Source organism: Paenibacillus sp. D9 (assembly GCF_001188365.1).
Classification (GTDB): Bacteria; Bacillota; Bacilli; order Paenibacillales; family Paenibacillaceae; genus Paenibacillus_O; species Paenibacillus_O humicus.
This window is the reverse complement of the sequence record NZ_JZEJ01000001.1, coordinates 1,474,434-1,495,408: the sequence shown is the minus strand read 5'-3', so window position 1 is coordinate 1,495,408 and position 20,975 is coordinate 1,474,434. Positions and strand designations below refer to the sequence as shown.

Sequence of the window (20,975 nt, the reverse complement as noted above, 5' to 3'; positions counted from 1 at the left end):
GCCTGTCCTACTCCGTCGTCAAGGCCGGCACGGTGACGGCTGACGCTTCCAAGGCGGTTGATCTCGACGATGTCTCCATCGACGATTCCCAGACGAACCCGCAGCTGTTCGATCTCGATCTGAGCAAGAGCGATGCGAAGCCGGTGCAGGTGACCAAATCCGACGACGGCAAGCTGTTCATCCAGCGTTCCGCGGCCGGCAAAGTCTACTATGTGCAAGCTGGAGACGAAGGCTCGAATTCCAAGCTGGCCTCCGCCACGGCAGCCGGACAAGCCGTCGCGTTCGACAAGGAGGACGTGCAGGAAGCTGTGCAGGCCGGTTCCTATGTCGGCATCCTGACAGACCGTTCCGTCTATGTGCTCAACGAGGAGTCGGGCAGCGTGAGCAAGCTCGCCGACGCTCCGGAAGGCGCGAGCAATCTTGCTCTTTCCAAAGACGGCAGCAAGGCGGCTCTTATCGCGGACGGCAAGCTTCAAGTGCTGAGCGGCGGCAAATGGATTTCCCTGACGAAATAATCGTTTCGGTCTGAAGAGGCCTTACTCGGAACATTCCCCCAATACGAGAGGAGATTTTACACAATGAAATGGTATGGAAAACTTACGACTCTTACACTCGCGGCAACACTTCTGCTTGGTGCGGCAGGCGGCGGCGCGGCTACGGCCGCAGCCTCCAAGCTGAGCGGCAAAATCGTCGTCAACGGATCCTCCGCTCTGCTTCCGCTGACGCTTCAAGCCTCCAATGAATTCAAAAAGCTGAATCCGAAAGTCCGCATCTCCGCATCGGCAGCAGGCTCCGTAACGGGTCCGCAAGCCGTGCGCAAAGGCATCGCCGACATCGGCGCCTGCGACTGGGACGCTTCCACGGACGTTCCGGGCTTCAGCAAATTCGACGGCCAGGTAGCGAACAAGGTAGCGGTCATTCCCTTCGCAGCGATCGCCAACAAGAGCGCAGGCGTAAGCGGACTGACGACCAAGCAGCTGCAGGACATCTTCTCCGGAAAAGTAAAAAACTGGAAAGACGTAGGCGGCAAGGATGCCGACATCGTCGTCGTCAACCGTGCATTCGGTTCCGGCACGCGCGTCAACTTCCAGATGAAAGCCCTGCAAGGCACGGACTTCATCACCAAAGGCGACAATTACAAAGAAGTCAAATCGAGCGGCGACATGAAAACCGCCATCGAAACGACTCCCAACTCCATCGGATACATCGACCTTGTATATGTGACGGACAAAATGACGGCTCTGAAAATCGACAACGTCGCTCCTACGACCGACAACGTCATCAACGGAAGCTACAAAGTATGGAGCTACGGCTACTTCATGACCAAAGGCCAGCCTACAGGCGCGACGAAAGCATTCATCGAGTACATCCAAAGCGCGAAGTTCCAGAACGGCTCGCTGAAAAAGCTTAAATTCATTCCGCTTACGGCCATGAAATAAGATTCATCCTCTCTTCGATTCTTGAACAAAGTCCGGAGCCGAGCTGAAGCTCGGCTTTTGGGCATCCATTATACGGCCAGAAAGGACCGGCCCTTCCTATGAGCAAATCCATTTCCGCACCCGCCCGGCAGCAATCCGGCGGAGTGCCTGCAGGCATCGGTCGCAGGATGCGTCTGCGGCTTGCCCATCGCTCCTTCCGCATACTGTGCGCGGCAGCGGCTGTACTCGTGAGCGGCGTCCTGCTGACGATGCTCTTCTTCATGTTCCGCACCGGCGTGCTGACCTTCCAAAGCGTCTCCTTGCGGGAGTTTTTCCTGTCCGCCGAGTGGGAACCGGAGAACGACAAGTACGGAGCGCTCGTCTTCATCGCGGGCACCTTCATGGTTACCGCCCTTACGCTGGCGATCGCGGTGCCTATATCTATTCTGGCGGCATTGTTCCTTGCCGAGCTCGCTCCGTCCAGACTGGCCCGGGTAATCCGTCCGATCCTGGATCTGCTCGTCGGCATCCCATCCGTCGTCTACGGATACATGGGGCTTACGCTGCTCATTCCGGCGCTGCGCACCGTGACGGGGAGCAATCTCGGGGATGGGGTGCTGGCGGCCTCGCTGGTGCTGGCCATCATGATCCTGCCGACCATAACCCGCATCAGCGACGATGCGATCCGCACCGTTCCCCGCAAATATATTCAGGGCTCGTACGCTCTGGGAGCGACCCGCTTTCAGACCGTGACCGGCGTCATCCTGCCCGCTGCGAGCCGCGGCATCGTCCAGGCGTGCATTCTCGGCATGGCCCGCGCCATCGGCGAGACGATGGCCGTCGTCATGGTCATCGGCAACACGCCGCAGCTGGCCGACAGCCTGCTGAAGCCGACATCCGTGCTGACGAGCAACATCGTCATGCAGATGCCGAACGTGCCCTTCGATTCGACCTGGAACAACGCCCTCTACATGATGGGCTTCCTGCTGCTGGCCATCTCGCTGCTGATGATCGCTGTCGTGCGCCTGCTGCAGAAGAAAGGGGAGAATTAGGATGAGCATGTCCGCAACTGGAATGTCGGACCGCAGGCAGGTCAGGCGCAAGCGCAGATCGGACCGGATGTTCACCGCTCTCGTGTGGGCCGTCGGCATCGGCTGCACGCTGTTTACGCTTGCTCTGATCGCCATGATTCTGGAAAAGGGCATGCCCGGCCTCAGCTGGAGCTTCATCTTCGGGCTGCCGAGCGAGATCGATGCCGGAGGCGGCATTGGGCCGGCGCTGTTCAACTCTTTCTATATTCTGATCCTGTCGCTCGCCATCTCCATCCCGCTCGGGCTCGCGGCAGGCATCTATCTGGCCGAATTCGCCCCGGACAACAAGCTGATCGGATTCGTGCGGATTTGCGTGGAGGGGCTAGCCTCCGTGCCCTCGTTGATTTTCGGGCTGTTCGGCATCGCCCTGTTCGTCGAGGGAATGGGAATCGGCCTGACCATCCTTGGCGGAGCGATCAGCCTGGCGCTGCTCAATCTGCCGCTCCTGACAAGGGTGACGGAAGAGGCGATGCGCTCCGTTCCGCCGGAATACAAGCAGGGGTCGCTCGCACTCGGGGCGACGCATACCCAGACCATCTTCAAGGTATGTCTTCCGGTCGCTCTGAACGGCATCATGACCGGCATATGCCTGACGGCGGGCAGGGCATTCGGCGAAAGCGCCGTGATCGTCCTTGTGGCAGGCGTATCGACCTCCGGCATCATGTGGGATTTCGATCCGTTGTCTCCCGGAGCGACTCTTGCCGTGCATCTCTGGTATGTGCAGTCGGAGGCTATCGTTCCGGATGCGGCCGAGATCGCAAGCAAGTCTGCGGCTGTCCTGCTCATCGTGGTGCTTCTCATCAACATGGTGCTGAGAATTCCGCTGTGGCTGGTCGACCGGAAAAAACAGGCTTGAGTTTATACGATAATAACCGCCTCCGGCAGGAGGCGGTTATTTGTGCCGGCCGGAAGCTCAACCGGTTTCGGATGCCTCCGAGGAAGCGGGCCGTACCTGCTGGCAGCTCTCGAACTGGCATTCGTCCCGGAAATAATAGTTCCCCCGGATCTTGACGGTATGCTCATTGAACAGCTGCAAAGGAGCGCCGGGCTCCAAAAGTCTGCCGTTGCGGTATACGGCGACGGAAGCTTTGGCCGCAAGGGCCGCTTCAAAATGGGCGAGAGTGGTGAGCATACGAAACAGCAGCATGGGCAGCTCCTAAGCAAGGATCTTTTAATGATACAAATCGTATCATAAAAAGATCCCGGATAGAAGAGTTCTTTGCCAGCTGCTGATAAAAATACAACTATATGACGATAACGGGACCGTTTACCCGGCTTTATAATAGGAAACAATCAATTCATCCAGGCGTTGGCTAAGCTCCAAATTGTATCCGGATTTTCCCGTAGCCGTTTTGTTCAAAATTTCTCTCAATATTTCGATATTTCTCATGATTTCATGTTTATTCGACATTATTCATTCTCCTATTCATTAAAAGATCAATAAGATGTCGAACTTCCGGACAAATTTATACCTAAAATTTAACATATCGCATATTCAATATTAACCGATCTAATTGCTTTGAAACAGAATGTTGATTGAATATGACTATTGCTTTTTTATTGGTGCAGAGATCGGATGCAGTCGGAATAGAGAGCGGGAGACGAGTCCGGCTGTCAGGGCTCCAAAGGAATCAATGAGCACATCGTAAAGGCGGCCGTCGCGGTTCAGATATAGCTGCAGGATTTCAGTCGCCAAGGCGAACAAAATGGACACAAGAAGCGAGACGGGCCGGTTGCGCAGCCAGTTGTATACGAGCAGATCAAGAATGCCGAAGCCGATGAAATGGCCCAGCTTGACGATGACCCAGACGTGATGAATGCGGGTAACGTCGGCCCAGTTGAAAAATTCGCCGAAATCCGGGTGGGGATTGAAGACAAAGACGAGCTGCTTGTGCAAGAGCAGATTGTTGAGGTTTTCGGTGCCGGTAAAGATCAGCAGCACAAGAGCCCAGAGCAGGGCCGCGGCCGCCCTTGTACGATTCGAAATCATATCGAGCAAGCCCCCCATGAAAAAACTTCCATTTTGTAAATGCTGACGACACGGAAGGGGCAATGGTTTCGGTGGAGAGAAGATGTAAACGCTCCCTAAAAGAAAAATAAAAATATCTAGAAAAAGTGTTGACTGTGATCTGGGGTTTTGATATATTAATAACTGTCCTCGAGACGAGGTCGAAAAACAAAAGAGAAATACTTAACATGATCTGTTAGCTCAGCTGGGAGAGCACCATCTTGACAGGGTGGGGGTCAGTGGTTCGAGCCCACTACAGATCATACTGAAAAACCCTTGCGGAGCAAGGGTTTTTTGCTTTCTACGGAGAATTAGCGTACTGAATTTAGTGCGAGCTATGCTGCGTGCTGCTTGCCGGACCGGCCGCAGAGGGTCAGCGTGATGACAGCCTGCATAAGGCCAGGCGGATCTTATAATAAGTAGGCAAATCCAATAAGCAGAAATATGGATCCGAAGAGGATAATTGCCACGCCACCTGCTTTGGAGAGAGCGAGATACATGTCGCTTGGCTCTGAATCCCCGTCTACTTTCCATCCCTCTCTTATGTACCAAGCAAACGAAGGATAAATGACGTTTACGATTCCCAACCCCAGTAAAAATAAGCCGCCTAAAAGATACCCCACCCGAATCATCTCCTTTGTTAATAACTACGCGGTAAATGGAAATTTGTTGCCATGTTGATGCCGAACGATTCGAAAACGACAGCTAAAAGCTGGGATGATAGGGATGCATACAAGCTATATCCAGAGGGAACCATCTTAACCGTCGATATCAATTTGCTAAAAAGGAGCATGGAAATGTCTATTTTAGGCGGGAACCCGAAAGATGAGCCCTTGCATTACGGAGAGATATTTGCAATTTGGACCTACTCTGTAGGTGCGAAAGGAATGGTCTCGGCCTATCAAGCCTTCCTTTCGCATGCTGGAGACAAAGATCTGAGGAAAATACTTGAAAACCTTATCGAACAGGCAAAGAAGGAAGCCAAAGAAGTGGATGTTTTATTGACAGCAAACGGCATCGCACCTGCACCTGCTCTTCCTGAGCGCCCTCCCGTTAATCTGGAGGATATCCCCGTCGGGGCAAGATTCAGTGATCCAGAGATTGCAGCTGCATTGTCGATGGACATTGCTGCAGGCTTAGTCAGTTGCAGCCAGGCGATGGGAATGTCCATTCGTGAAGACGTCGGCGCTTTGTTTTTGAAATACCACACCGTCAAAGCAGCCGATGGCGTGAAAATCTTGGAAATGAATAAAGAAAAAGGCTGGCTGATTCCACCGCCTCTTCAAGTAAAACGGCCCGAATAGGCAAGCTTCACTAAAATCACTAGAAGAGGTAAAGGCCGCAGCTGTTGTTGCGGCCTTTATTCTTGAAGCATGAGCACATCCTCGATTGTACATTTTTTTCTGAGGTCTCCGAGACCTTCATGCCCTTTAACCGTCCGCGCTTCATACGCACAGGAAAAGCAAGAGCCAATTGCATAAAGAAGTTGGAAAACCGGCATAATACCTCCAAAGAGGTGGTAAATTTTGCAGCATTTTGATCCGGAAATTGTTCAAAGCTTGGAGAGCGGGCTGCAGGAGCGTTTTCATCAAAGATCGGATTTTCTTTGCAAGCACGTTGTCATTGCAGGAGAGAAATTCAAAGCCTATTATTTCCGTACTCTAGTCAACCTTCCCAAGACGCTGTCGATTCTAAATCAGATCGGCATCGATAGAAAGAATGACTTGAAATGGAATTCCATTCATTCAATGGAAGTCGATGCTCCCGTCTCGTTGAATGAGTTGTACAATCATTTGCTGCGAGGAAAGCTTATCCTTCTTGGCCAAGAGGGATTTGTCGCCGTTATTGAACCTGAACATGCGGAACTTTCCAGGCCGGTCATGAGTCCCAACAGCGAAAATCCCCTGCAGTCGGCATTTGATGCCTTTACGGAAGATCTGGATACCAATATCGGGCTGATCCGAAAAAAAATGATTTCGGACCAATTGGTGATCGAAACTCGATCCGTCGGCAGCCAATCGATAAAGAAAATCGCCCTTGTGTATTTAAAAGGAACAACGCTTCCGGAAGTAATTGAATCGGTGGAGAAAAAGCTGGAGGAAAATGCCCATCATGAGCTTACCACCGTACGGGACTTGACCCAAATTTTGGGGCATCCTAAATTCACTCTTATTCCAACCTATATTTCCTCCGAGTTGCCCGAGGAGACGGTGCAAAATCTGCTCAATGGAAAAGTGGTTATTTTAATGGACCAATTTTCCTTTGCTTTCGCATTTCCAGCAATCGTCTCTGATTTGTGGTCCACCACCCTGGATGTCCAATACCCGCTTCTGTTTCAACAGTTTCTCCGAACCATTCGCGGCGCATCCTTATTGTTATCCGTCACGCTTCCAGGCTTATATGTTGTTCTCAACTCCGTGAACCCAGAGCTTCTCCGCATCCAGCTGGCCATCACCGTAGCCAAGAGCAGGGAGGGCGTACCGTATCCATCGCTCATTGAAGCGCTGCTGGTTTTATTGCTGCTGGAGTTGATCGTAGAAGCGACCATACGGCTGCCCAAAAACATTGGTCCGACCATAACGATGATCGGCGGCATCCTGCTGGGACAGGCGATCGTACAGGCCAAGCTGGTCAGCAATCTGCTTATTATTATTTTGGTGGCGTCTGCCATTTCGAATTTTGCCTTGACGAGCTACATGAATGCGGTCGGAGTAAGGCTGTACAAGTATGTGGTGCTGGTGGTCAGTTCCATTTTCGGCATTTGGGGTCTAGAGGCTGCCCTAGTTTGGGTCATTCTTTACTTCGCGTCGTTGACGACCTGTACGGTGCCTTACTTGAGCTGGAGTGTGAAGGGAAAGACGGCTGATGAATAAATTCCCGACGATCATCCTTTTCTTCCTGCTGCATTTGGCTTCCATATTCGCCATTTTTCCCGAGCGAATGATGGTTTCCGCCTCCAAAGGACACTGGATGCCGGTTGCGATCATTTTTTTGGTTGAGCTGCTTGTCGTGAGGCTCTACCTGAAGGCCCTGTCCAAATTTCCTGGGAAAACGATCCTGGATCTTTGCTCGGATGCAGCCGGAAAATGGGGGGCCAGGCTAATCGTGCTCCCGCTGTTGGTTTTTTTATTCCTGGAAGTAGTCCTGCTGACTTATTACCTGTCTGTAGAGATCCGAACCGTTCTGCTCCCGAAAACACCTACATACGCTACATCGGCCATTTTTGTCGCCCTCTGTTTCTACGGAGCCTGGAAGGGACTCAGCATAATGATCCGGGCGAGTATGGGATGGTTTATTTTGTTCATGCCTTTCATTCTTTTCTCCATGCTGATCAGCATAGGCAATTTTAATGTCCGCTATATTTTTCCGGTCTGGGATAGCCAGTTTTCTTTCCTGTGGCGGCCGGATTTTTATGTGGGGACTGTTATTTTCGCGGGTTTTCTGTTTCTTGGCATGACTCCGTCCCATTTGAGGATCCGTTTTGGCACTGCTGCTGCGCTGGTCGGAGTTATCTTCCTGTTTGCGCTGACCGCCGTCTACGTCCCTTTGCTCATTTTCGGACAGGAAACGGCGATTCATTTTCAATATCCGATGCTCATGGCTTCGGATACCGTCGATTTGGAATGGGTCGTTTTTGACTGGCTTCCGAGTTTTTATGTCGTGTCTTCCAGCGGACTGGGATTAATAAAGGTTGCTGTTTTGCTCTCGATGCTGATGACTATGCTGAAACAGCTCTATTTGCCTAAGGCGAAAAACCGATGGATCCTGGCCGTTGTATGCCTGTTTCTGTATGCCGCTTGCCAGTGGATCCCAAATGCAAAAGCTCTCGATAAATTTCTGTACATCAACTCCTGCTTATGCTTGTATTCCACCATAGGTTTTCCAATCATCGTTTACCTGTCGACAAAGTGGCGCAGAAAGGAGGTTCGCGCGTGAAAAGCTTCAGGGTGAAGATCATTGCCGTCATCATGGGGATGATGGTTTTGCTGGAAGGATGTTGGGATATGAAAGATATCAATAAGGCTTATCTTCCTGTCGTTATGGGAATCGGGAAGGGAAGCAAGGAAAAATATAAGATTATTCTGGAAATCCCCGATGCGGCCGGAAAAATTCAGTTTTTGGAAAAGGAGGCGAAATCCATCAGCAAAGCGATCGACCTCATTCGCACCGATTCCGAAAAAAGCATTAATTTGGTGCATTTAAGGCTGATGTTGTTTGATCGGAAGGTTGTCGACGATGGAATTCGGGATATTATCGATTATGCCGTAAGAGCAAACGATATTTCCATAAAAGGAATGATCGCGATTGTGGATGCAGATTTTGACAAGACGCTTTATCACGTCATTTCGCCGACACCTGAAATATCGACCTATGATTTTTTCAGCAAAGAAGCAGGATGGACGCCTAATCAATCGCTGGTAACCATATGGGAAGCCTATCGCAGCCAGAATTCCTATTCCGAAGATATGGCCGTACCGCTTCTTCAGAATGGCGAGCGCACCATCTACACCTTTAAAGGAACGGCTGTCATGCGGGAGGACCGCATGGTCGGAAAGCTGAACCGGGAAGAGACGTTTCTGTACAATTTATTCAAAGGAAACTATTCCGGCGGAACGATCGAGATTGCGGAGAATACGAGCGTTCTGATCAAACAATCCAAAATAAAGCATCATCGCCATTGGTCGGATAAAGGGCCATCGCTGGCAACGGATATTACGCTCGATGTGGTCATTGCTGAAAGCCCGAGCGGTAAAAGCAATGTGCAAATTGAGAAAGAGGTCAGGGATCAACTGAATCGGAACTTTGAAATGACCCTAAAAAAAATAAAAGGCTACCGGTCGGATGTTCTAGGCATCGGGGTTATGTATCGTCCGCAGTTGACTGAAGAGCAGATCAAGAATTGGAAATCAAAATGGTTTCCAAAGCTGGAGCAGAAAATCAATGTTCGTGTGAACGTCATCAACGAAATCTTGATCAAAGATGAAGCTCATCTTGATCAGACCTTCATTCGGTAGAAGTGCAGCATCTTATGAATCAAAGGCTCATCAGGAAAGAGGCTTGCAGCCGCAAGCCTCTTTTTCCATGCCTTCCTTCTCAAGGCTTCAAGTAACGCTTGTCCTTGAGGAACAGCAGCCAGAACCAGATGAACACCGGGACGAGAACCAGTGTGCTCACGCTGTAGCCTGCCAGCAGCGACACGAACATGGCGTGGTTCGTGAAGCCCTGCTCCACCGTCATATGCGGGTAGATCAGATAAGGAAGATGGGCGCTGCCGTAGCCGAAGCTGGCCATGGCGTATTGGATGATGACCAGCACGACGGCCGCGCGGGGAACACCCGTCCAGCCGCCTCTTCCTTTCCACCATAAAGCGCTGTACCCGGCGACGAAGAACAGCGCGGACAACGCGAACCAGATCCACTGCTCCTTCATTCTCTCGACAATCCACTGGGCTTCCGGATTCATGGCGACAGCGGCCAGCATGCCGGTCAGGAGAGTCAACGGGCCGATGGTCATCGCAATATTGCGGTAGATGCCGTACGCTTGGCGGTCTTCCGATTCCCGGGCGTAATCGGCCAGAAATACGGCGGACAGGAACAGCTCGCTCGCGATCCCGAAGCCGAGATGGGCATAGAGGGTACGGCTGGTCAGCAGCTTGTCGGCAAGAACCTGAAGATGGCCTTCCCGGAGCTCCACGAACCCTCCAAGGGTAACCGGAAGCACGGTAATGAGCAGGCCGGGAATGAGCAGGCCCGTCACCCCCGAGACGATCCGAAGCTGGGCCACATATTTGGCCGACATTTGCGAGTAGACCATGAAGGTGCTCCGCAGCGCAAGCAGCAGCAGCACGAGACAGACCGGCACGACGAGCAGGGAGCTGAGCATCGGCATCGCGAACGGGAAAAAACCGACGAAGGCGACGACGAGCAGGACGAGAAAGACGTTGGTGACCTTCCAGGTCGGGGACAGGTAGCGGTTGGCGATATCCGCCGCCGTGCTCCCTTGCCGGCCGGCAAACACCATCGACCAGAAGCCGGCGCCGAAATCGATCGAGCCGAGTATGGAATACGCGAATACGAATATCCAGATCAGCAGGATGCCCAGGCTGGAATCGCTCATCGGCCGCTATGCTCCATATGCTTGACCGTCAGCTCGGCATGGACCGGATTGCGCTTGAAATAAGACCACAGCACCAGGATGGTGATGCACATCAGCATCACATACAGTCCGATGAAGAGGATGAACAGCGTTCCGAGATTCTGCGACGCGGTTGCGGCTTCGGCCGTGCGCTGGATATGGTAGATCGTCCATGGCTGCCGGGCGCTGCAGCTGAAGATCCAGCCGGTCTCGATGCCGATCAGAGACATCGGCCCGGTCAGGACGAGCACCCTCAGCATCCAGCCGGGGAGGGGGCGTTTTTTTCTCCAGCGGTAGAACAGCGCCCCGAAGGAAATAACGATTAGCAACGATCCGAGCATGACCATCAGATTGAATAGGGTATGCACGAATAGCGGCGGCCAATTTTCCACCGGGAACTCATTCAAGCCTTTGACGACCGTATCGAAGCGGTTGCCGGCCAAAAAGCTCAGCGCTCCGGGAATCTCGATGGCGCCTTTGATCTCTCTGCTTTCCTTGTCGACGATTCCTCCGATGGCGAGAGGGGCATAAGCCTGCGTTTCGAACAGCCCCTCCGCTGCGGCCAGCTTCTCTGGCTCGTATTGATGAAGCATTTGAGCCGTACTATGGCCGTTCAAGGCGGTGGCAAGCGACATCACGCCGCCGATGACGAGCGCAAGCATGAGGCCTTTGCGGTGATAAGCCGTCTCGCGCGGCTCCCGGTTCCGGGAGAGCAGCTTCCAGGCTGCGATCGAAGCGATCGCGAATGCGCCTGTCATGTAGCCGGATAAGGAAACATGTAGCGCCGTGTTGAAAAAGCTGGGGTTGAAAACCGCCGCCCACGGATGCACATCCGTAATTTTGCCGTCTGCAATCGTGAATCCTCGCGGCGTATTCATCCAGGCATGCGCATCGGTGATGAGGACGGCGGAGCCCGTAGCTCCGACAGCCACGAAAACAACGCTGACGATTCTCATCCATGGACTCAGCCTGTCTGCGGCATAAACGTATATGGACATGAACAGGGCTTCCAGGAAGAAGGCCCAGATCTCGATCTGGAAAGGCAGCGAAATCACTTGCCCCACGATTTCCATGAAGCCGGGCCAGAGCAGGGCGAGCATGACGCCGACAATCGTTCCCGAAGGGATCGCGACGCCGAGCAGGATGGCAAAACCTTTGGTCCATCTGCGGGCCATGGTGGCGTAGTCCGAATCCTTGCGGAGCTGGAACAGCACCTCCGCCGCGATGATCATCAAGGGAAGGCCGACGCCGAGCGTCGCAAAGATGATGTGGAAGGCCATGGAAGAGCCGAATAGAGAACGGGCGAGCTGAACATGATCCATACCAAAAACTCCCTTTTCAAATTGATGCGGGTATTATTGGCAGAAGCACCCATGATTATGTAAGCCTCCGTCTCTTCCATTAAAAGGCGCATTCCCTCTCACAATCTATCAATCTGCGAATATAGTATAGTATTCTTCGCCGGAGAAAGGAGGTGCACGAACATGTCTACTTTCCTTGATGCACGAACATCCCAGAACGCCAGCACCGCCGGTTCGATCGCCATTCCGATCACGGTTCTGAACACCCCTCAGCTGTGGGCGCAGCTGGGATTGATCACTGCGGGCGCGGGCGCCAACCCGCGGGCCATCTTCACGGGAACGATGACCGTCACGCTGCCGCTCGCGCTTGTCGGAATTACGATTACGGTCGTTCGCGGAACCGCGATCACGGATCCGGTCATCTTTTCCGCCACTTCCACATTCGAGCTTACCGTTCTCGCTCCGCAAATCATCACCTTCACGGCTGCGGATTATCTCCCTCCCATTACACCCCAGCTCACGTACACCGCATTTGTCTCCTCCAACCTGCTCGGCACGGTGCGCGTCGGCCCCGAAAGCTTCCAGGGCATCCTCGTCAGCGACTAATCTCGTCCACGCCGCCAGCCAAACACAGCACGCCGAAGGGGCGCCTGAACCAGACTTCCATCATGAGGAAGCCAGGGGGAGGCGCCTTTTTTTCATGCCCGCCGAAACCGCTTTAATTGAAGCGGCTTGAAAATTTATTGACAACTTAAAGATAAAGGAGATAAACTTCGTTTAAACATTTGTTTTAAACAAGTGTTTAAATACAGATAGCCTGGGAGGGCATATAGGCATGTGGAGAGGGATCACTCTGTTTTTAAGAAAGCCGATGACGATCGTCGGAATCGTGACGGCTGTTTTGTTCCAGGTCATTTTCTCGAGCATCTGGATGACGGCTTACAAGGGCGTCAATGACCGGGCAGGCAATCTCAGCGTCGGCATCGTCAACGAGGACAGCGGCCTCGGCGCCAAAGTGGTCGAGTCGCTGGAAGCCCAGTCGGCCTTCCATCTGATCTCGCTGGGATCGGCCGAAGAGGGCATGGAGCGGCTTAACACCCGCGAACTGCAGATGCTGGTCACCATTCCCCCCGACTTCACCAAAAAAGCGACCTCGCTTCAGGACAAGGCCGAGCTGAAATTTACGGTCAACGAATCGAACCCCGCTCTCATCAAAAGCATTATGACCTCGGCGGCAGGCGGAATTGCCGGAGCAATCAATGGACAGGCCGTTCAAATGGGAACTGCCGGCCTGCTTGAGCAGCTGAATGCGCCTGGGGAGCTGGCGAAAACCGCAGCGGCCGGGCTGGGGCAGCGGGTTGTCGCCGACATCCAATCGGTCAATCCGGTCAAAGGCATGAACAACCAGATGGTTCCGATGATGCTCGTCCTGGCTTCCTACGTCGGGGCGATGATCATGGGCATGAACTTCGAGCAGGCATCGATGATGCTGCGCAGGGAGGGAATGGGCAAATGGCACCGTCTGCAATCCCGATTCGCTCTCAATTTCGCAGCCGCGATTCTCGTATCCCTGATCGGAACGATCATGCTGTTCTCTCTCGGAGGCCAGCATGGTCACGGCTTCCTGGCACAGTGGGGCTTCCAGGCATTGTTCGTCGCCGTCTTCATGTTCGTATCCCAGATGTTCCTGGTCGTGCTGGGAATGCCCGGCATGCTGTTCAATATCCTGCTGTTGTCCGTGCAGCTCGTCACGTCCGGCGCCATGGTTCCGCGCGAGCTGCTGTCTGGCTTCTACAGCCGTCTCGGCGATTTCCTGCCGGCAACCTATGCGGTACAGGGCTGCATGAACCTGCTGTTCGGCGGCGCGGGAACCGGCAAGGCTTCGTGGCTGCTCGTCGCGATCGGCGCCGCCGCAATCGTCATCAGCGCAGCGGGAGTCGCTGTGCGCAAGGAAACAGCGCGTCAAGCCGAAGCATCGCCGGCGACCGCTTCATAAGGCGGCGGAGCCGGCATCGGCAGCAGCTTCGATGAAGAATCAAGCCTAAGAGGAGATGAGAGCCGTGAGCGAGGAGACGTCTATCCGGGAAAGGCTGCTTGCCTCCGCCCGCTGCCTGTTCGCCAGGCAAGGCTATGAAGGGACATCCGTCCGTCAGATCTGCGAAGGCGCAGGGGCGAACCCGGCTCTCGTATCTTATTATTTCGGTGGAAAGGAAGCGATGTTCGAGGAAGTGTTCCGGAGCCTGGAGATGTCTCCGGCGCTCGCTTCCTTGCTCTCGCAGCCTCATCAGGCGCCCGATGAAGGCCTGAGGACCTTCATCCGCGAGATGATCGCGCACAGGCTGGACAATCCGGATATTTCCCGCATCATCCAGATCGAGAAATGGACGGAAAGCGAGCGGAGCCAACTGATCCGGGAATGGAGCATGCCGATCTGGAGAAACCTTCGCACCTTCATCGAAGAAGGCGGCAGGCAAGGCTTGTTCCGTTACCGTTCTCTGGATACGGCGCTCAGCTGCGTGCAGGCGCTGCTTCTGAACAACAGCTCATCCTCTTATTGGAAGGACCTGATTTCGTACGGGACAGAAGAAAGGGAAGCGTTGGTGGAGGATATGACGAGGTTCATATTCAGAGGACTCGACTACGATCCCAATCGTTCCTGCCCGTGACACGGGTTCTGGGCCGGGATTTTGAAGCATGCTTCTAGGTCCTGCCTCCTGTTTATTAATACTTGACAGGAGGTTGAGAGAGATGATGAGTACAGATGATCGCCATGCGCTGCAGCATCTGCAGCTTAAAGTTGTCGAGCTTGAACATAGCAGGGACTCGCTGCGCCGCATCAGCCTGGAGCAGGCCGCTGTCATCCGCTCCCAAAACGAGAAGCTTGATGCCTTGGCCGCCATGCTGGCGGCTCCGGACTGGTTCATGGCCGAATTCGGGCCCACAGCCGCGCAGTCCGGGGACAACCCGGCCAATATTCAGCGCACAACCGAGTTCTGGAGCGGAATCGCCGCAGCGCTGCGGGCGGCGGACCGCCGTTAAGCGAGGCGCCTAGAATATCGATCAAGCCAGCCGCATGCCAGCGGCTGGCTTTTTTTGTGCTTGTTCCGCTTCAATTCGAAGTCATGAAGAGGCTCACCGCTTCATATAGTAGCTTGTCGAAGAAATAGGGGGTGACCGCCATGTCGTTGGATTCGCTGTCGGAGGTTCTAGACCCGGGCTTGGCCATCGTCGTTGCCGCATGCTGGGTCATCGGCATTATTCTCAAGGGGACGCCGCAAATCCCCGACTGGACGATCGTTTACGTCGTGACTGCGCTTGCCGTCGTTCTGGCGATGGCTTTGCAGGGCTGGACGCTGCATAATGCCCTGGAAGGGCTTGTCGCTGGCGCCATGGCGATATACGGCCATCAGCTGTTCAAGCAGACGCGGGAAGCGGTTCAATCCGTTTCGGGAAAGGAGTGAGGGGAGATGGCCATCTGGACGGCTCACCTGGCGGTATGGCTGCTTGGCCTGGGGGCGCTGATCACGGCTGCGGTCGTTCCGCTCGCCAGGCTCATCCGCCATGATTCCACCCGTCATGATGAAGTCTATGTCTGGCAGCGCAAGCTGGACGGACCTCCGAGGGAGGACAAGTAAAGCGGAGGACAGCGGTTGAAGCCTCCATTCCCGGTGCATACTTTCCTTATAGGAAGGAAATACCGAGGAGGCTGGACATGGCAACGAGGACATATCGCAGGGGACAAATAGGGAAGAAGCTGCTCATGCAGCTTGCCGCCGCGCTGCTTTTGGCCGCATCGGCAGGCTGCAGCGGAATCCATCACGCAGGAGAAGATGCCGGAGGCAGCCGATCCGCCGCGGAAGAGCTTGATCCTCTTGCTACTTCCGTAAGGGCCTCGCTGTATCCCGATTCCGTACGGGCCTCGATCTACGGAGACGAGGACAGGCCTCGGCTTGCTGCGCCTCATGCCCATGACCGGGGACGCGATTGGAAGAAGTCATGAGGATAGAAAAAGGGACGAGGATCTTTATTCCTCGTCCCATTTTTTGGAGTACGCCTTTTTGGTGACGGCCAGCAGGAGCCATACCATAAGGACGACCATCAAGGCGGATAGAATATAGACAACGACCATGCGTTCCTTCCTCCGTTCGTAGTTGGACAGCTTCCTGCTGCATGCTTCCATGATACCTTATGCCTTCTTTGGAATGCCACCCTTTTATAAAGAGCTCCCTCTCTGGGCAAGCTAGGATGGCATGCCGAAGATCACCTAACGGAAAGGAACGTGTCCAATTATGGAAATCAACAGCAGCGGACAGCAGGCGAGGGAACGGATTGTGGCCGTCCAAAAAAACGGGGATGGCGATCTGACGTCGTTCAAAACCGAGAATGGGCGCATCCTCGCTTATGACGAGGCGATTGCCGAAGCGGGGCAGGGCAGGCTCGCCGGAGTGAATGTGTTCAAAGGGCGGGACGGAGGCCATTATCTGCGCGGCGACGCCGATGGGGATCCGACCAACAACCTGGACAATTTGCCCCTTTTCTGACGTTTCGATTCGATTGAAGCCGTCCTTATGGGACGGCTTTTTTGCTGCGTCCGAATAGGGATTCAGGAGAGCCAACCATCCGGCTCCTGCATAGGATAGCAGGGAAGCGCCCGCCCAGGGCGCCCGGAAGGAGAATGACATCATGAGCAAAGGCAAGGGCGGCTCATCGAAGGCGGCAAAAAAGAAAGTGCCGGCAAGCGACCGCAGGCAGGTCAATATGAAGCTGGTGCTGTCCGATACATGCGCCGTATGCAAAACCCCCTGCAGCCGGGGGATGCGCTACCTGGACCGGATGCGCCAGCCGGGAGCGCTTGGCAAAGGCGTTCCGTGCGTGCTCACGCGAACGTACGGCTGAGCGGGAAATAGACGGATCATTTCCCGGGGAAGCGCATCGTTCTACATGTTGCGACAGCTTGCGGCAGGCGGGTATTCGCTTGCCGCGACGGCTTCGTTCGCGATTCGGGACCATAGTCCCGAATCGCCATGGGGAGTCTCGAAACCCGCGCAACTTTGGGCTGCGGGCTGAGTATAAAGCTGTAACGAACAATCGGGAAGAGGGATCGAATGAAAGGAAAAAAAGTCCTTGTGCTTACGCTTGCCATGGCTCTCTGGGGAGGAACGATGATATTTGCGGACTCGGCCACCCAGGCCGTGAAAGTCATGTTCAACGGCAGCGAGCTCCAAGAGACGGGAATCATGTCGGACGGCAAGACTTACTTGCCGCTGCGTCAGGTGGCGCAAAAGATGCAGGCTCTCGTTGTATGGGATGACAGCAGCAAGAAGGCCAGCATCATCAAGCCCAACGTACATATGGTGCTGTTCGACAAAGACAACAGTCCGTTCGGCTATGTCAAAAATAAAGGAACGACCTCGTTCAGCCTGCTTGCCCAGGTGGACAGCCTAGCGGCGGAGGTGGACTCGTTCCGGATCACGATTATGGATCCTGCCGGCAAGGAGACGGTCCTCGCGACAAGCGCGACGAAGAAAGACAATTTCTTCTACCTCTCCAAGGAGATCAAATACAGCTTCGACAGCTCTGGAACGTATGCGATCCGCTTCGCGCTGCGCCTGAGTCCGAACGATGATTGGAGCGTCGTGTCGGAGAAGAACATTACAGCCGGATAGCCGTTTGACCCGGAGCGGGACAAGTGATACGATACGGAAGGTACTTTAAGGCAGACAGAATTGTGAGGGATAACGATGAGCGAGCATCAGCATGACGACAACTGCGGCTGCGGCCAAGACCATGACCATGAAGAGCATGTCTTTCTCGTGACGGATGAAGAGGGCAACGACCGCGAGATGGTGATGGTATATACGTTCGAATCCGAGAACCAGGCGTATGCCGTGCTTCTCGACCGCAACGATCCGGAGGAGGACGGCGTCATCTTCCGCATCGAGGAAGAGGAAGAGGAAGCCTTCCTCGTCGGCATCGAGGACGATGCGGAGTGGGAGCGCGTGACGGCTATCTACGAGCAGATCGCCAAGGAACAGAACGAAGGCAAATAAGCAGCAAAAGCAAAAGCCCGGCGGCCAGCCGGGCTTTTGCTTTTGGGAGCGGGATTGATTTCCTTAGAAAATCGCGGATTCCTCTACGATGACCTTCACATATTGGATGCTGCGGTCCTCGGGGCCTTTTACCGGAAGCCCGACTTCCACATGGTCGATGATATAATCGATGTTGGACTGGGAAATGACTTCTCCCGGAAGCAGGATCGGAATGCCGGGAGGATAGACATAAATGAATTCGGCGATGATCCGGCCGGCGGATTCCTTGAACGGAACGACCTCCGTCTCGCCGTAGAAAGCCTCGCGCGGCGTCAGGGACAGCTGCGGGATTTCCGGAATCTTCACGACCAGCTCCTGAACCTCGTCGACGCGCGGATAATGAGCCACCATGGCGCGCAGCGCTTCGACCAGCTGGCGGGTGGTATCTTCGGTGTCGCCCGGGGTAATAAGGCAGAGAATGTTGTACATATCCGACATTTCGACTTCAAGATTGAAGTTGTCCCGCAGCCAGTTCTCCGCGTCGTAGCCCGTAATGCCGAGATGACGGACGTGAATGGTCAATTTCGTCGGATCGTAATCGAATGTCGCTTCGCCGCCAAGGATCTCCTTGCCGAAGCAATAGAGGCCGTCGATTCCGTTGATCTCCGCCCGCGCCTTCTGGGCCAGCTCGATGGCCTTGTCCGCCATCTCGTAGCCGTTGACCGCGAGGTTGCGGCGGGAAGTATCCAGCGAGGCAAGCAGGATATAGGAAGTCGACGTCGTGGTCAGCATGCTGATGATCGTCTGCACCCGATGGGGATTGACGCGGCCGGCTTTCATGTTCAGCACGGAGCTCTGGGTCATGGAGCCGCCGAGCTTATGCACGCTCGTCGCAGCCATGTCCGCTCCGGCCTGCATCGCGCTCATCGGAAGCTTGTCGTTGAAGTGGATCAGGACGCCATGCGCCTCGTCGACGAGAACCGGTACGTCGTAGCTGTGGACGAGATCGACGATTTCCTTCAGATTGGCGCAGATGCCGAAATAGGTCGGGTTGATGACCAGCACGGCCTTCGCGTCCGGGTGGCGCTCAAGGGCGCGCCGAACCGAGCGCGTCGTGATGCCGTGGTCGATGCCGAGCTCGGCATCGCGGGCAGGCGATATGAACACCGGGCGCGCTCCGGCGAAGATGATGGCCGACATGATCGACTTGTGGACATTGCGCGGCACGATGATCTTGTCGCCTGGAGCGCAGACGGACAGAATCATCGTCATGATGGCGCCGCTTGTGCCTTGTACGGAAAAAAAGGTATAATCGGCTCCGAATGCATCGGCGGCCAGTATTTGGGATTCCTCGATGACGCCTGTCGGCTGATGAAGGTCATCCAAGGGAGCTATATTGATCAAATCGATCGACAAGGCGTTGTCGCCGATGAAGGCTCGGAATTCGGAATCGGTGCCTACTCCCTTCTTGTGCCCGGGAATATGGAACTGCAGGGGGTTGTTCTCTGCGTGGCGGCGAAGCGCGCTGAAGAGAGGCGTGCGTGTATGGTCCATCGCTATGATCCACAGCCTTTCAGATTCAGGTATACAAACAAAAATGAGTATAGCATGTACGGGGGGGAATGCAAGCATGCAAGCCCTCGCCGTCTCAGATCGGGAAAGGGGTTCGTCGCTGCTTGGAACTGAAGATGCCCGCGAACGGGAAAAAGATCATTCGCTCGCCGTTCGTCATTAAACTTCTTCTTATTATGTTCGGAGTCGAATTTGTCAAAGGAGCCGTGCTCGTATCGGTGCTCCCGGTGTATATGCGCGATGCCCTCGGGCTGTCCGCCTACGCCGTAGGCTGGGCGCTCGCGGCCCAATATATCGGCGACAACGCCTTCCGCAGCCCGCTCGGCTGGATCATCGACCGGATCGGCTACCGGACGGTCATGCTGCTCGGCGTGCTGTTCACCTGCATGTCCGTCGGGATCATCGCCTTCACCTCGGGCACCGGCTGGATCATTGCCGCCTGCGTGCTGCTCGGCGTCGGCACCTCGCCCCTATGGCCTTGCGTCATTACGGGGGCGACGGCCGTAGCCGGGAACGAGGCCGGCGGCAGCATGATGAGCGTCATCTATATGAGCTGGCTGATCGGCGTCGGCATGGGGCCGATCGTCATCAATTTCTTCATCATCAAAAGCTATGAGCCCGCCTTCTGGCTGATGGGGGCTATCCTGGTCCTCATCCTGCTCGTCACCTTGACTCTGCCCGGCCGCAGGGGATCGAGGGAAATCGAGGGCAAGCTCGAGGAGCAGGCGCCGCACGCATCGCGCGGACCGCTTATCCCGCGGATCCGCCGCTACTTCAAGAAGGTCGGCGAATCCCTGCATGCCAGCAAGCTGCTCTATCCCGCCATGTTCATCCAGAACTTCGCGCTCGGCTTGCTGACGCCTGTCCTGACGCAATATGCGCGGACGGTGCTGCATTTGACCCCGCAGCAGTACAGCGCTTATCTCGTGGCGGGGGGAGCGGTGACGGTGCTGGGCCTGATTCCGGTCGGCAAATGGGTGGACCGCTACGGCACCCGCTGGTTTCTGCATGTAGGCTTTCTCGTCGCGGCCGTAGCGCTGCCTCTGCTCGGCTATACGCGCCAGCTGACGCTTGTCCTGTTCGTCGTTGCGCTGGTCGGGCTCGGGTATGCCTGCATCATCCCGGCATGGAACGCACTGATCGCCAAGGCGATTCCGAAGGAGGAGCGAGGCGCGGTATGGGGCTTCTTCCTGACCATCGAAGGCCTCGGCATGGTGCTCGGCTCCATCATGTCCGGACGGCTCTGGGACAGCTACGGCTCCCATGCGCCGTTCCTCATCAGCGGCGGATCGCTCATTGTCCTGTTCGTCCTTCATCTGCTGATCATCCGCCGCGGCCGGATTTCCCTGGCCTAGCTGCCGGAAACGACAAGCAAGCCCCCCTGCAGGTCCTTGACGGGCCGGCAGGGGGGCTTTGTCGTT

Annotated in this window: 28 protein-coding genes and 1 tRNA gene; 21 read left to right on the top strand and 8 right to left on the bottom strand. The window is 54.9% G+C overall.

Annotation, left to right across the window (positions count from 1 at the left end; all coding sequences use genetic code 11):
• The 4 genes from VE23_RS06985 to pstA all read left to right on the top strand — a co-directional run.
• Window positions 1-515 (top strand): hypothetical protein (locus VE23_RS06985; protein WP_198156142.1); only part of this gene is annotated, 515 nt, incomplete at its 5' end.
• A gap of 63 nt (window positions 516-578) precedes the next feature.
• Complete coding sequence (locus tag VE23_RS06980; RefSeq protein ID WP_021877162.1) at window positions 579-1,439, top strand: phosphate ABC transporter substrate-binding protein; 861 nt, start codon at window positions 579-581, stop codon at window positions 1,437-1,439.
• Between the two features lie 98 nt (window positions 1,440-1,537).
• The gene (pstC, locus tag VE23_RS06975; RefSeq protein ID WP_049867633.1) at window positions 1,538-2,470 is read left to right on the top strand and encodes a phosphate ABC transporter permease subunit PstC; all 933 of its coding nucleotides are present in this window, start codon (window positions 1,538-1,540) and stop codon (window positions 2,468-2,470) included.
• Between the two features lies 1 nt (window position 2,471).
• The gene (gene pstA, locus VE23_RS06970; RefSeq protein WP_048743819.1) at window positions 2,472-3,365 is read left to right on the top strand and encodes a phosphate ABC transporter permease PstA; all 894 of its coding nucleotides are present in this window, start codon (window positions 2,472-2,474) and stop codon (window positions 3,363-3,365) included.
• 57 nt (window positions 3,366-3,422) lie between these two features.
• Here pstA and VE23_RS06965 read toward each other — a convergent pair whose 3' ends face one another.
• The 3 genes from VE23_RS06965 to VE23_RS06960 all read right to left on the bottom strand — a co-directional run bounded on the left by VE23_RS06965 (window position 3,423) and on the right by VE23_RS06960 (window position 4,499).
• Window positions 3,423-3,656: a hypothetical protein gene (locus VE23_RS06965; protein WP_021877165.1), complete on the bottom strand. Its 234-nt coding sequence runs from the start codon at window positions 3,654-3,656 to the stop codon at window positions 3,423-3,425.
• A gap of 120 nt (window positions 3,657-3,776) precedes the next feature.
• Entirely contained in the window at window positions 3,777-3,920 is a 144-nt protein-coding gene (locus tag VE23_RS25725; protein ID WP_021877166.1) for an aspartyl-phosphate phosphatase Spo0E family protein, read from the bottom strand.
• A gap of 135 nt (window positions 3,921-4,055) precedes the next feature.
• The gene (locus tag VE23_RS06960) at window positions 4,056-4,499 is read right to left on the bottom strand and encodes a VanZ family protein (protein WP_198156141.1); all 444 of its coding nucleotides are present in this window, start codon (window positions 4,497-4,499) and stop codon (window positions 4,056-4,058) included.
• 208 nt (window positions 4,500-4,707) lie between these two features.
• Between VE23_RS06960 and VE23_RS06955 the strand changes: the two genes are divergently transcribed.
• Window positions 4,708-4,780 (top strand) — tRNA-Val (locus tag VE23_RS06955).
• 147 nt (window positions 4,781-4,927) lie between these two features.
• Here the strand turns inward: VE23_RS06955 and VE23_RS27740 are convergent.
• Complete coding sequence (locus VE23_RS27740) at window positions 4,928-5,149, bottom strand: DUF6199 family natural product biosynthesis protein (RefSeq protein WP_048743823.1); 222 nt, start codon at window positions 5,147-5,149, stop codon at window positions 4,928-4,930.
• Between the two features lie 165 nt (window positions 5,150-5,314).
• On the opposite strand from VE23_RS27740, the gene VE23_RS06945 reads away from it, so the two are divergent.
• The 4 genes from VE23_RS06945 to VE23_RS06930 all read left to right on the top strand — a co-directional run bounded on the left by VE23_RS06945 (window position 5,315) and on the right by VE23_RS06930 (window position 9,532).
• Window positions 5,315-5,821: a DUF3231 family protein gene (locus VE23_RS06945; RefSeq protein ID WP_048743895.1), complete on the top strand. Its 507-nt coding sequence runs from the start codon at window positions 5,315-5,317 to the stop codon at window positions 5,819-5,821.
• 222 nt (window positions 5,822-6,043) lie between these two features.
• Window positions 6,044-7,390 (top strand): spore germination protein, encoded by a 1,347-nt coding sequence (locus VE23_RS06940; RefSeq protein ID WP_048743826.1) that lies wholly within the window; start codon window positions 6,044-6,046, stop codon window positions 7,388-7,390.
• The gene (locus VE23_RS06935; RefSeq protein ID WP_049867631.1) at window positions 7,383-8,453 is read left to right on the top strand and encodes a GerAB/ArcD/ProY family transporter; all 1,071 of its coding nucleotides are present in this window, start codon (window positions 7,383-7,385) and stop codon (window positions 8,451-8,453) included. Before VE23_RS06940 ends, VE23_RS06935 begins: the two co-directional genes overlap by 8 nt.
• A complete protein-coding gene (locus VE23_RS06930) occupies window positions 8,450-9,532 on the top strand; it encodes a Ger(x)C family spore germination protein (protein ID WP_048743831.1) in 1,083 nt (360 codons plus the stop codon). Before VE23_RS06935 ends, VE23_RS06930 begins: the two co-directional genes overlap by 4 nt.
• A 79-nt stretch (window positions 9,533-9,611) precedes the next feature.
• Here the strand turns inward: VE23_RS06930 and VE23_RS06925 are convergent, their stop codons facing one another.
• On the bottom strand, window positions 9,612-10,634 hold the full coding sequence (locus tag VE23_RS06925) for a cytochrome d ubiquinol oxidase subunit II (RefSeq protein WP_048743833.1): 1,023 nt from the start codon (window positions 10,632-10,634) through the stop codon (window positions 9,612-9,614).
• Window positions 10,631-11,974, bottom strand: coding sequence for a cytochrome ubiquinol oxidase subunit I (locus VE23_RS06920; RefSeq protein ID WP_049867630.1), 1,344 nt, complete (start codon window positions 11,972-11,974; stop codon window positions 10,631-10,633). Before VE23_RS06920 ends, VE23_RS06925 begins: the two co-directional genes overlap by 4 nt.
• 162 nt (window positions 11,975-12,136) lie before the next feature.
• Here VE23_RS06920 and VE23_RS06915 point away from each other — a divergent pair, with 162 nt between their 5' ends.
• The 7 genes from VE23_RS06915 to VE23_RS06890 all read left to right on the top strand — a co-directional run bounded on the left by VE23_RS06915 (window position 12,137) and on the right by VE23_RS06890 (window position 15,953).
• Complete coding sequence (locus tag VE23_RS06915) at window positions 12,137-12,559, top strand: hypothetical protein (RefSeq protein WP_048743835.1); 423 nt, start codon at window positions 12,137-12,139, stop codon at window positions 12,557-12,559.
• A 229-nt stretch (window positions 12,560-12,788) separates the two neighbouring features.
• Window positions 12,789-13,949, top strand: coding sequence for a YhgE/Pip domain-containing protein (locus VE23_RS06910; protein WP_049867629.1), 1,161 nt, complete (start codon window positions 12,789-12,791; stop codon window positions 13,947-13,949).
• 64 nt (window positions 13,950-14,013) lie between these two features.
• Window positions 14,014-14,619 (top strand): TetR/AcrR family transcriptional regulator, encoded by a 606-nt coding sequence (locus VE23_RS06905; protein WP_049867628.1) that lies wholly within the window; start codon window positions 14,014-14,016, stop codon window positions 14,617-14,619.
• 82 nt (window positions 14,620-14,701) lie between these two features.
• Window positions 14,702-14,992: a hypothetical protein gene (locus VE23_RS06900; protein ID WP_049867627.1), complete on the top strand. Its 291-nt coding sequence runs from the start codon at window positions 14,702-14,704 to the stop codon at window positions 14,990-14,992.
• A gap of 140 nt (window positions 14,993-15,132) precedes the next feature.
• Window positions 15,133-15,414 carry a phage holin family protein gene (locus VE23_RS06895; RefSeq protein ID WP_049867626.1) on the top strand — a complete coding sequence of 94 codons (282 nt, stop codon included), beginning with the start codon at window positions 15,133-15,135 and terminating at the stop codon, window positions 15,412-15,414.
• Between the two features lie 6 nt (window positions 15,415-15,420).
• Window positions 15,421-15,588, top strand: coding sequence for a hypothetical protein (locus tag VE23_RS26400; RefSeq protein ID WP_021877180.1), 168 nt, complete (start codon window positions 15,421-15,423; stop codon window positions 15,586-15,588).
• Window positions 15,589-15,665: 77 nt separating this feature from the next.
• Window positions 15,666-15,953: a hypothetical protein gene (locus tag VE23_RS06890; RefSeq protein WP_048743842.1), complete on the top strand. Its 288-nt coding sequence runs from the start codon at window positions 15,666-15,668 to the stop codon at window positions 15,951-15,953.
• Between the two features lie 24 nt (window positions 15,954-15,977).
• Here the strand turns inward: VE23_RS06890 and VE23_RS26395 are convergent, their stop codons facing one another.
• Complete coding sequence (locus tag VE23_RS26395; protein WP_021877182.1) at window positions 15,978-16,133, bottom strand: hypothetical protein; 156 nt, start codon at window positions 16,131-16,133, stop codon at window positions 15,978-15,980.
• A gap of 109 nt (window positions 16,134-16,242) precedes the next feature.
• On the opposite strand from VE23_RS26395, the gene VE23_RS06885 reads away from it, so the two are divergent.
• The 4 genes from VE23_RS06885 to VE23_RS06870 all read left to right on the top strand — a co-directional run bounded on the left by VE23_RS06885 (window position 16,243) and on the right by VE23_RS06870 (window position 18,003).
• Window positions 16,243-16,494 carry a DUF3892 domain-containing protein gene (locus VE23_RS06885; RefSeq protein ID WP_049867625.1) on the top strand — a complete coding sequence of 84 codons (252 nt, stop codon included), beginning with the start codon at window positions 16,243-16,245 and terminating at the stop codon, window positions 16,492-16,494.
• Window positions 16,495-16,636: 142 nt separating this feature from the next.
• Complete coding sequence (locus VE23_RS06880) at window positions 16,637-16,849, top strand: hypothetical protein (RefSeq protein WP_021877184.1); 213 nt, start codon at window positions 16,637-16,639, stop codon at window positions 16,847-16,849.
• Between the two features lie 209 nt (window positions 16,850-17,058).
• Entirely contained in the window at window positions 17,059-17,619 is a 561-nt protein-coding gene (locus tag VE23_RS06875) for a stalk domain-containing protein (protein WP_021877185.1), read from the top strand.
• A gap of 75 nt (window positions 17,620-17,694) precedes the next feature.
• On the top strand, window positions 17,695-18,003 hold the full coding sequence (locus VE23_RS06870) for a DUF1292 domain-containing protein (protein ID WP_049867624.1): 309 nt from the start codon (window positions 17,695-17,697) through the stop codon (window positions 18,001-18,003).
• A 63-nt stretch (window positions 18,004-18,066) separates the two neighbouring features.
• Here the strand turns inward: VE23_RS06870 and VE23_RS06865 are convergent, their stop codons facing one another.
• Window positions 18,067-19,536: an aminotransferase class I/II-fold pyridoxal phosphate-dependent enzyme gene (locus VE23_RS06865; protein ID WP_048746612.1), complete on the bottom strand. Its 1,470-nt coding sequence runs from the start codon at window positions 19,534-19,536 to the stop codon at window positions 18,067-18,069.
• A gap of 122 nt (window positions 19,537-19,658) precedes the next feature.
• Between VE23_RS06865 and VE23_RS06860 the strand changes: the two genes are divergently transcribed.
• Window positions 19,659-20,909 carry an MFS transporter gene (locus VE23_RS06860; protein ID WP_232313040.1) on the top strand — a complete coding sequence of 417 codons (1,251 nt, stop codon included), beginning with the start codon at window positions 19,659-19,661 and terminating at the stop codon, window positions 20,907-20,909.
• Window positions 20,910-20,975: the final 66 nt, after the last annotated feature.

Coding starts and splice junctions, on each gene's coding strand:
- VE23_RS06865 (WP_048746612.1), bottom strand. CDS start 19,536: ATGGACCATACACGCACGCCTCTCTTCAGCGCGCTTCGCCGCCACGCA.
- VE23_RS06915 (WP_048743835.1), top strand. CDS start 12,137: ATGTCTACTTTCCTTGATGCACGAACATCCCAGAACGCCAGCACCGCC.
- VE23_RS06870 (WP_049867624.1), top strand. CDS start 17,695: ATGAGCGAGCATCAGCATGACGACAACTGCGGCTGCGGCCAAGACCAT.
- VE23_RS06875 (WP_021877185.1), top strand. CDS start 17,059: ATGAAAGGAAAAAAAGTCCTTGTGCTTACGCTTGCCATGGCTCTCTGG.
- pstA (WP_048743819.1), top strand. CDS start 2,472: ATGAGCATGTCCGCAACTGGAATGTCGGACCGCAGGCAGGTCAGGCGC.
- VE23_RS26395 (WP_021877182.1), bottom strand. CDS start 16,133: ATGGAAGCATGCAGCAGGAAGCTGTCCAACTACGAACGGAGGAAGGAA.
- VE23_RS06885 (WP_049867625.1), top strand. CDS start 16,243: ATGGAAATCAACAGCAGCGGACAGCAGGCGAGGGAACGGATTGTGGCC.
- VE23_RS06920 (WP_049867630.1), bottom strand. CDS start 11,974: ATGGATCATGTTCAGCTCGCCCGTTCTCTATTCGGCTCTTCCATGGCC.
- VE23_RS27740 (WP_048743823.1), bottom strand. CDS start 5,149: ATGATTCGGGTGGGGTATCTTTTAGGCGGCTTATTTTTACTGGGGTTG.
- VE23_RS06890 (WP_048743842.1), top strand. CDS start 15,666: ATGGCAACGAGGACATATCGCAGGGGACAAATAGGGAAGAAGCTGCTC.
- VE23_RS06880 (WP_021877184.1), top strand. CDS start 16,637: ATGAGCAAAGGCAAGGGCGGCTCATCGAAGGCGGCAAAAAAGAAAGTG.
- VE23_RS06910 (WP_049867629.1), top strand. CDS start 12,789: ATGTGGAGAGGGATCACTCTGTTTTTAAGAAAGCCGATGACGATCGTC.
- pstC (WP_049867633.1), top strand. CDS start 1,538: ATGAGCAAATCCATTTCCGCACCCGCCCGGCAGCAATCCGGCGGAGTG.
- VE23_RS06960 (WP_198156141.1), bottom strand. CDS start 4,499: ATGATTTCGAATCGTACAAGGGCGGCCGCGGCCCTGCTCTGGGCTCTT.
- VE23_RS06895 (WP_049867626.1), top strand. CDS start 15,133: ATGTCGTTGGATTCGCTGTCGGAGGTTCTAGACCCGGGCTTGGCCATC.
- VE23_RS06925 (WP_048743833.1), bottom strand. CDS start 10,634: ATGAGCGATTCCAGCCTGGGCATCCTGCTGATCTGGATATTCGTATTC.
- VE23_RS06945 (WP_048743895.1), top strand. CDS start 5,315: ATGTCTATTTTAGGCGGGAACCCGAAAGATGAGCCCTTGCATTACGGA.
- VE23_RS06980 (WP_021877162.1), top strand. CDS start 579: ATGAAATGGTATGGAAAACTTACGACTCTTACACTCGCGGCAACACTT.
- VE23_RS26400 (WP_021877180.1), top strand. CDS start 15,421: ATGGCCATCTGGACGGCTCACCTGGCGGTATGGCTGCTTGGCCTGGGG.
- VE23_RS06935 (WP_049867631.1), top strand. CDS start 7,383: ATGAATAAATTCCCGACGATCATCCTTTTCTTCCTGCTGCATTTGGCT.
- VE23_RS06965 (WP_021877165.1), bottom strand. CDS start 3,656: ATGCTGCTGTTTCGTATGCTCACCACTCTCGCCCATTTTGAAGCGGCC.
- VE23_RS06900 (WP_049867627.1), top strand. CDS start 14,702: ATGATGAGTACAGATGATCGCCATGCGCTGCAGCATCTGCAGCTTAAA.
- VE23_RS25725 (WP_021877166.1), bottom strand. CDS start 3,920: ATGTCGAATAAACATGAAATCATGAGAAATATCGAAATATTGAGAGAA.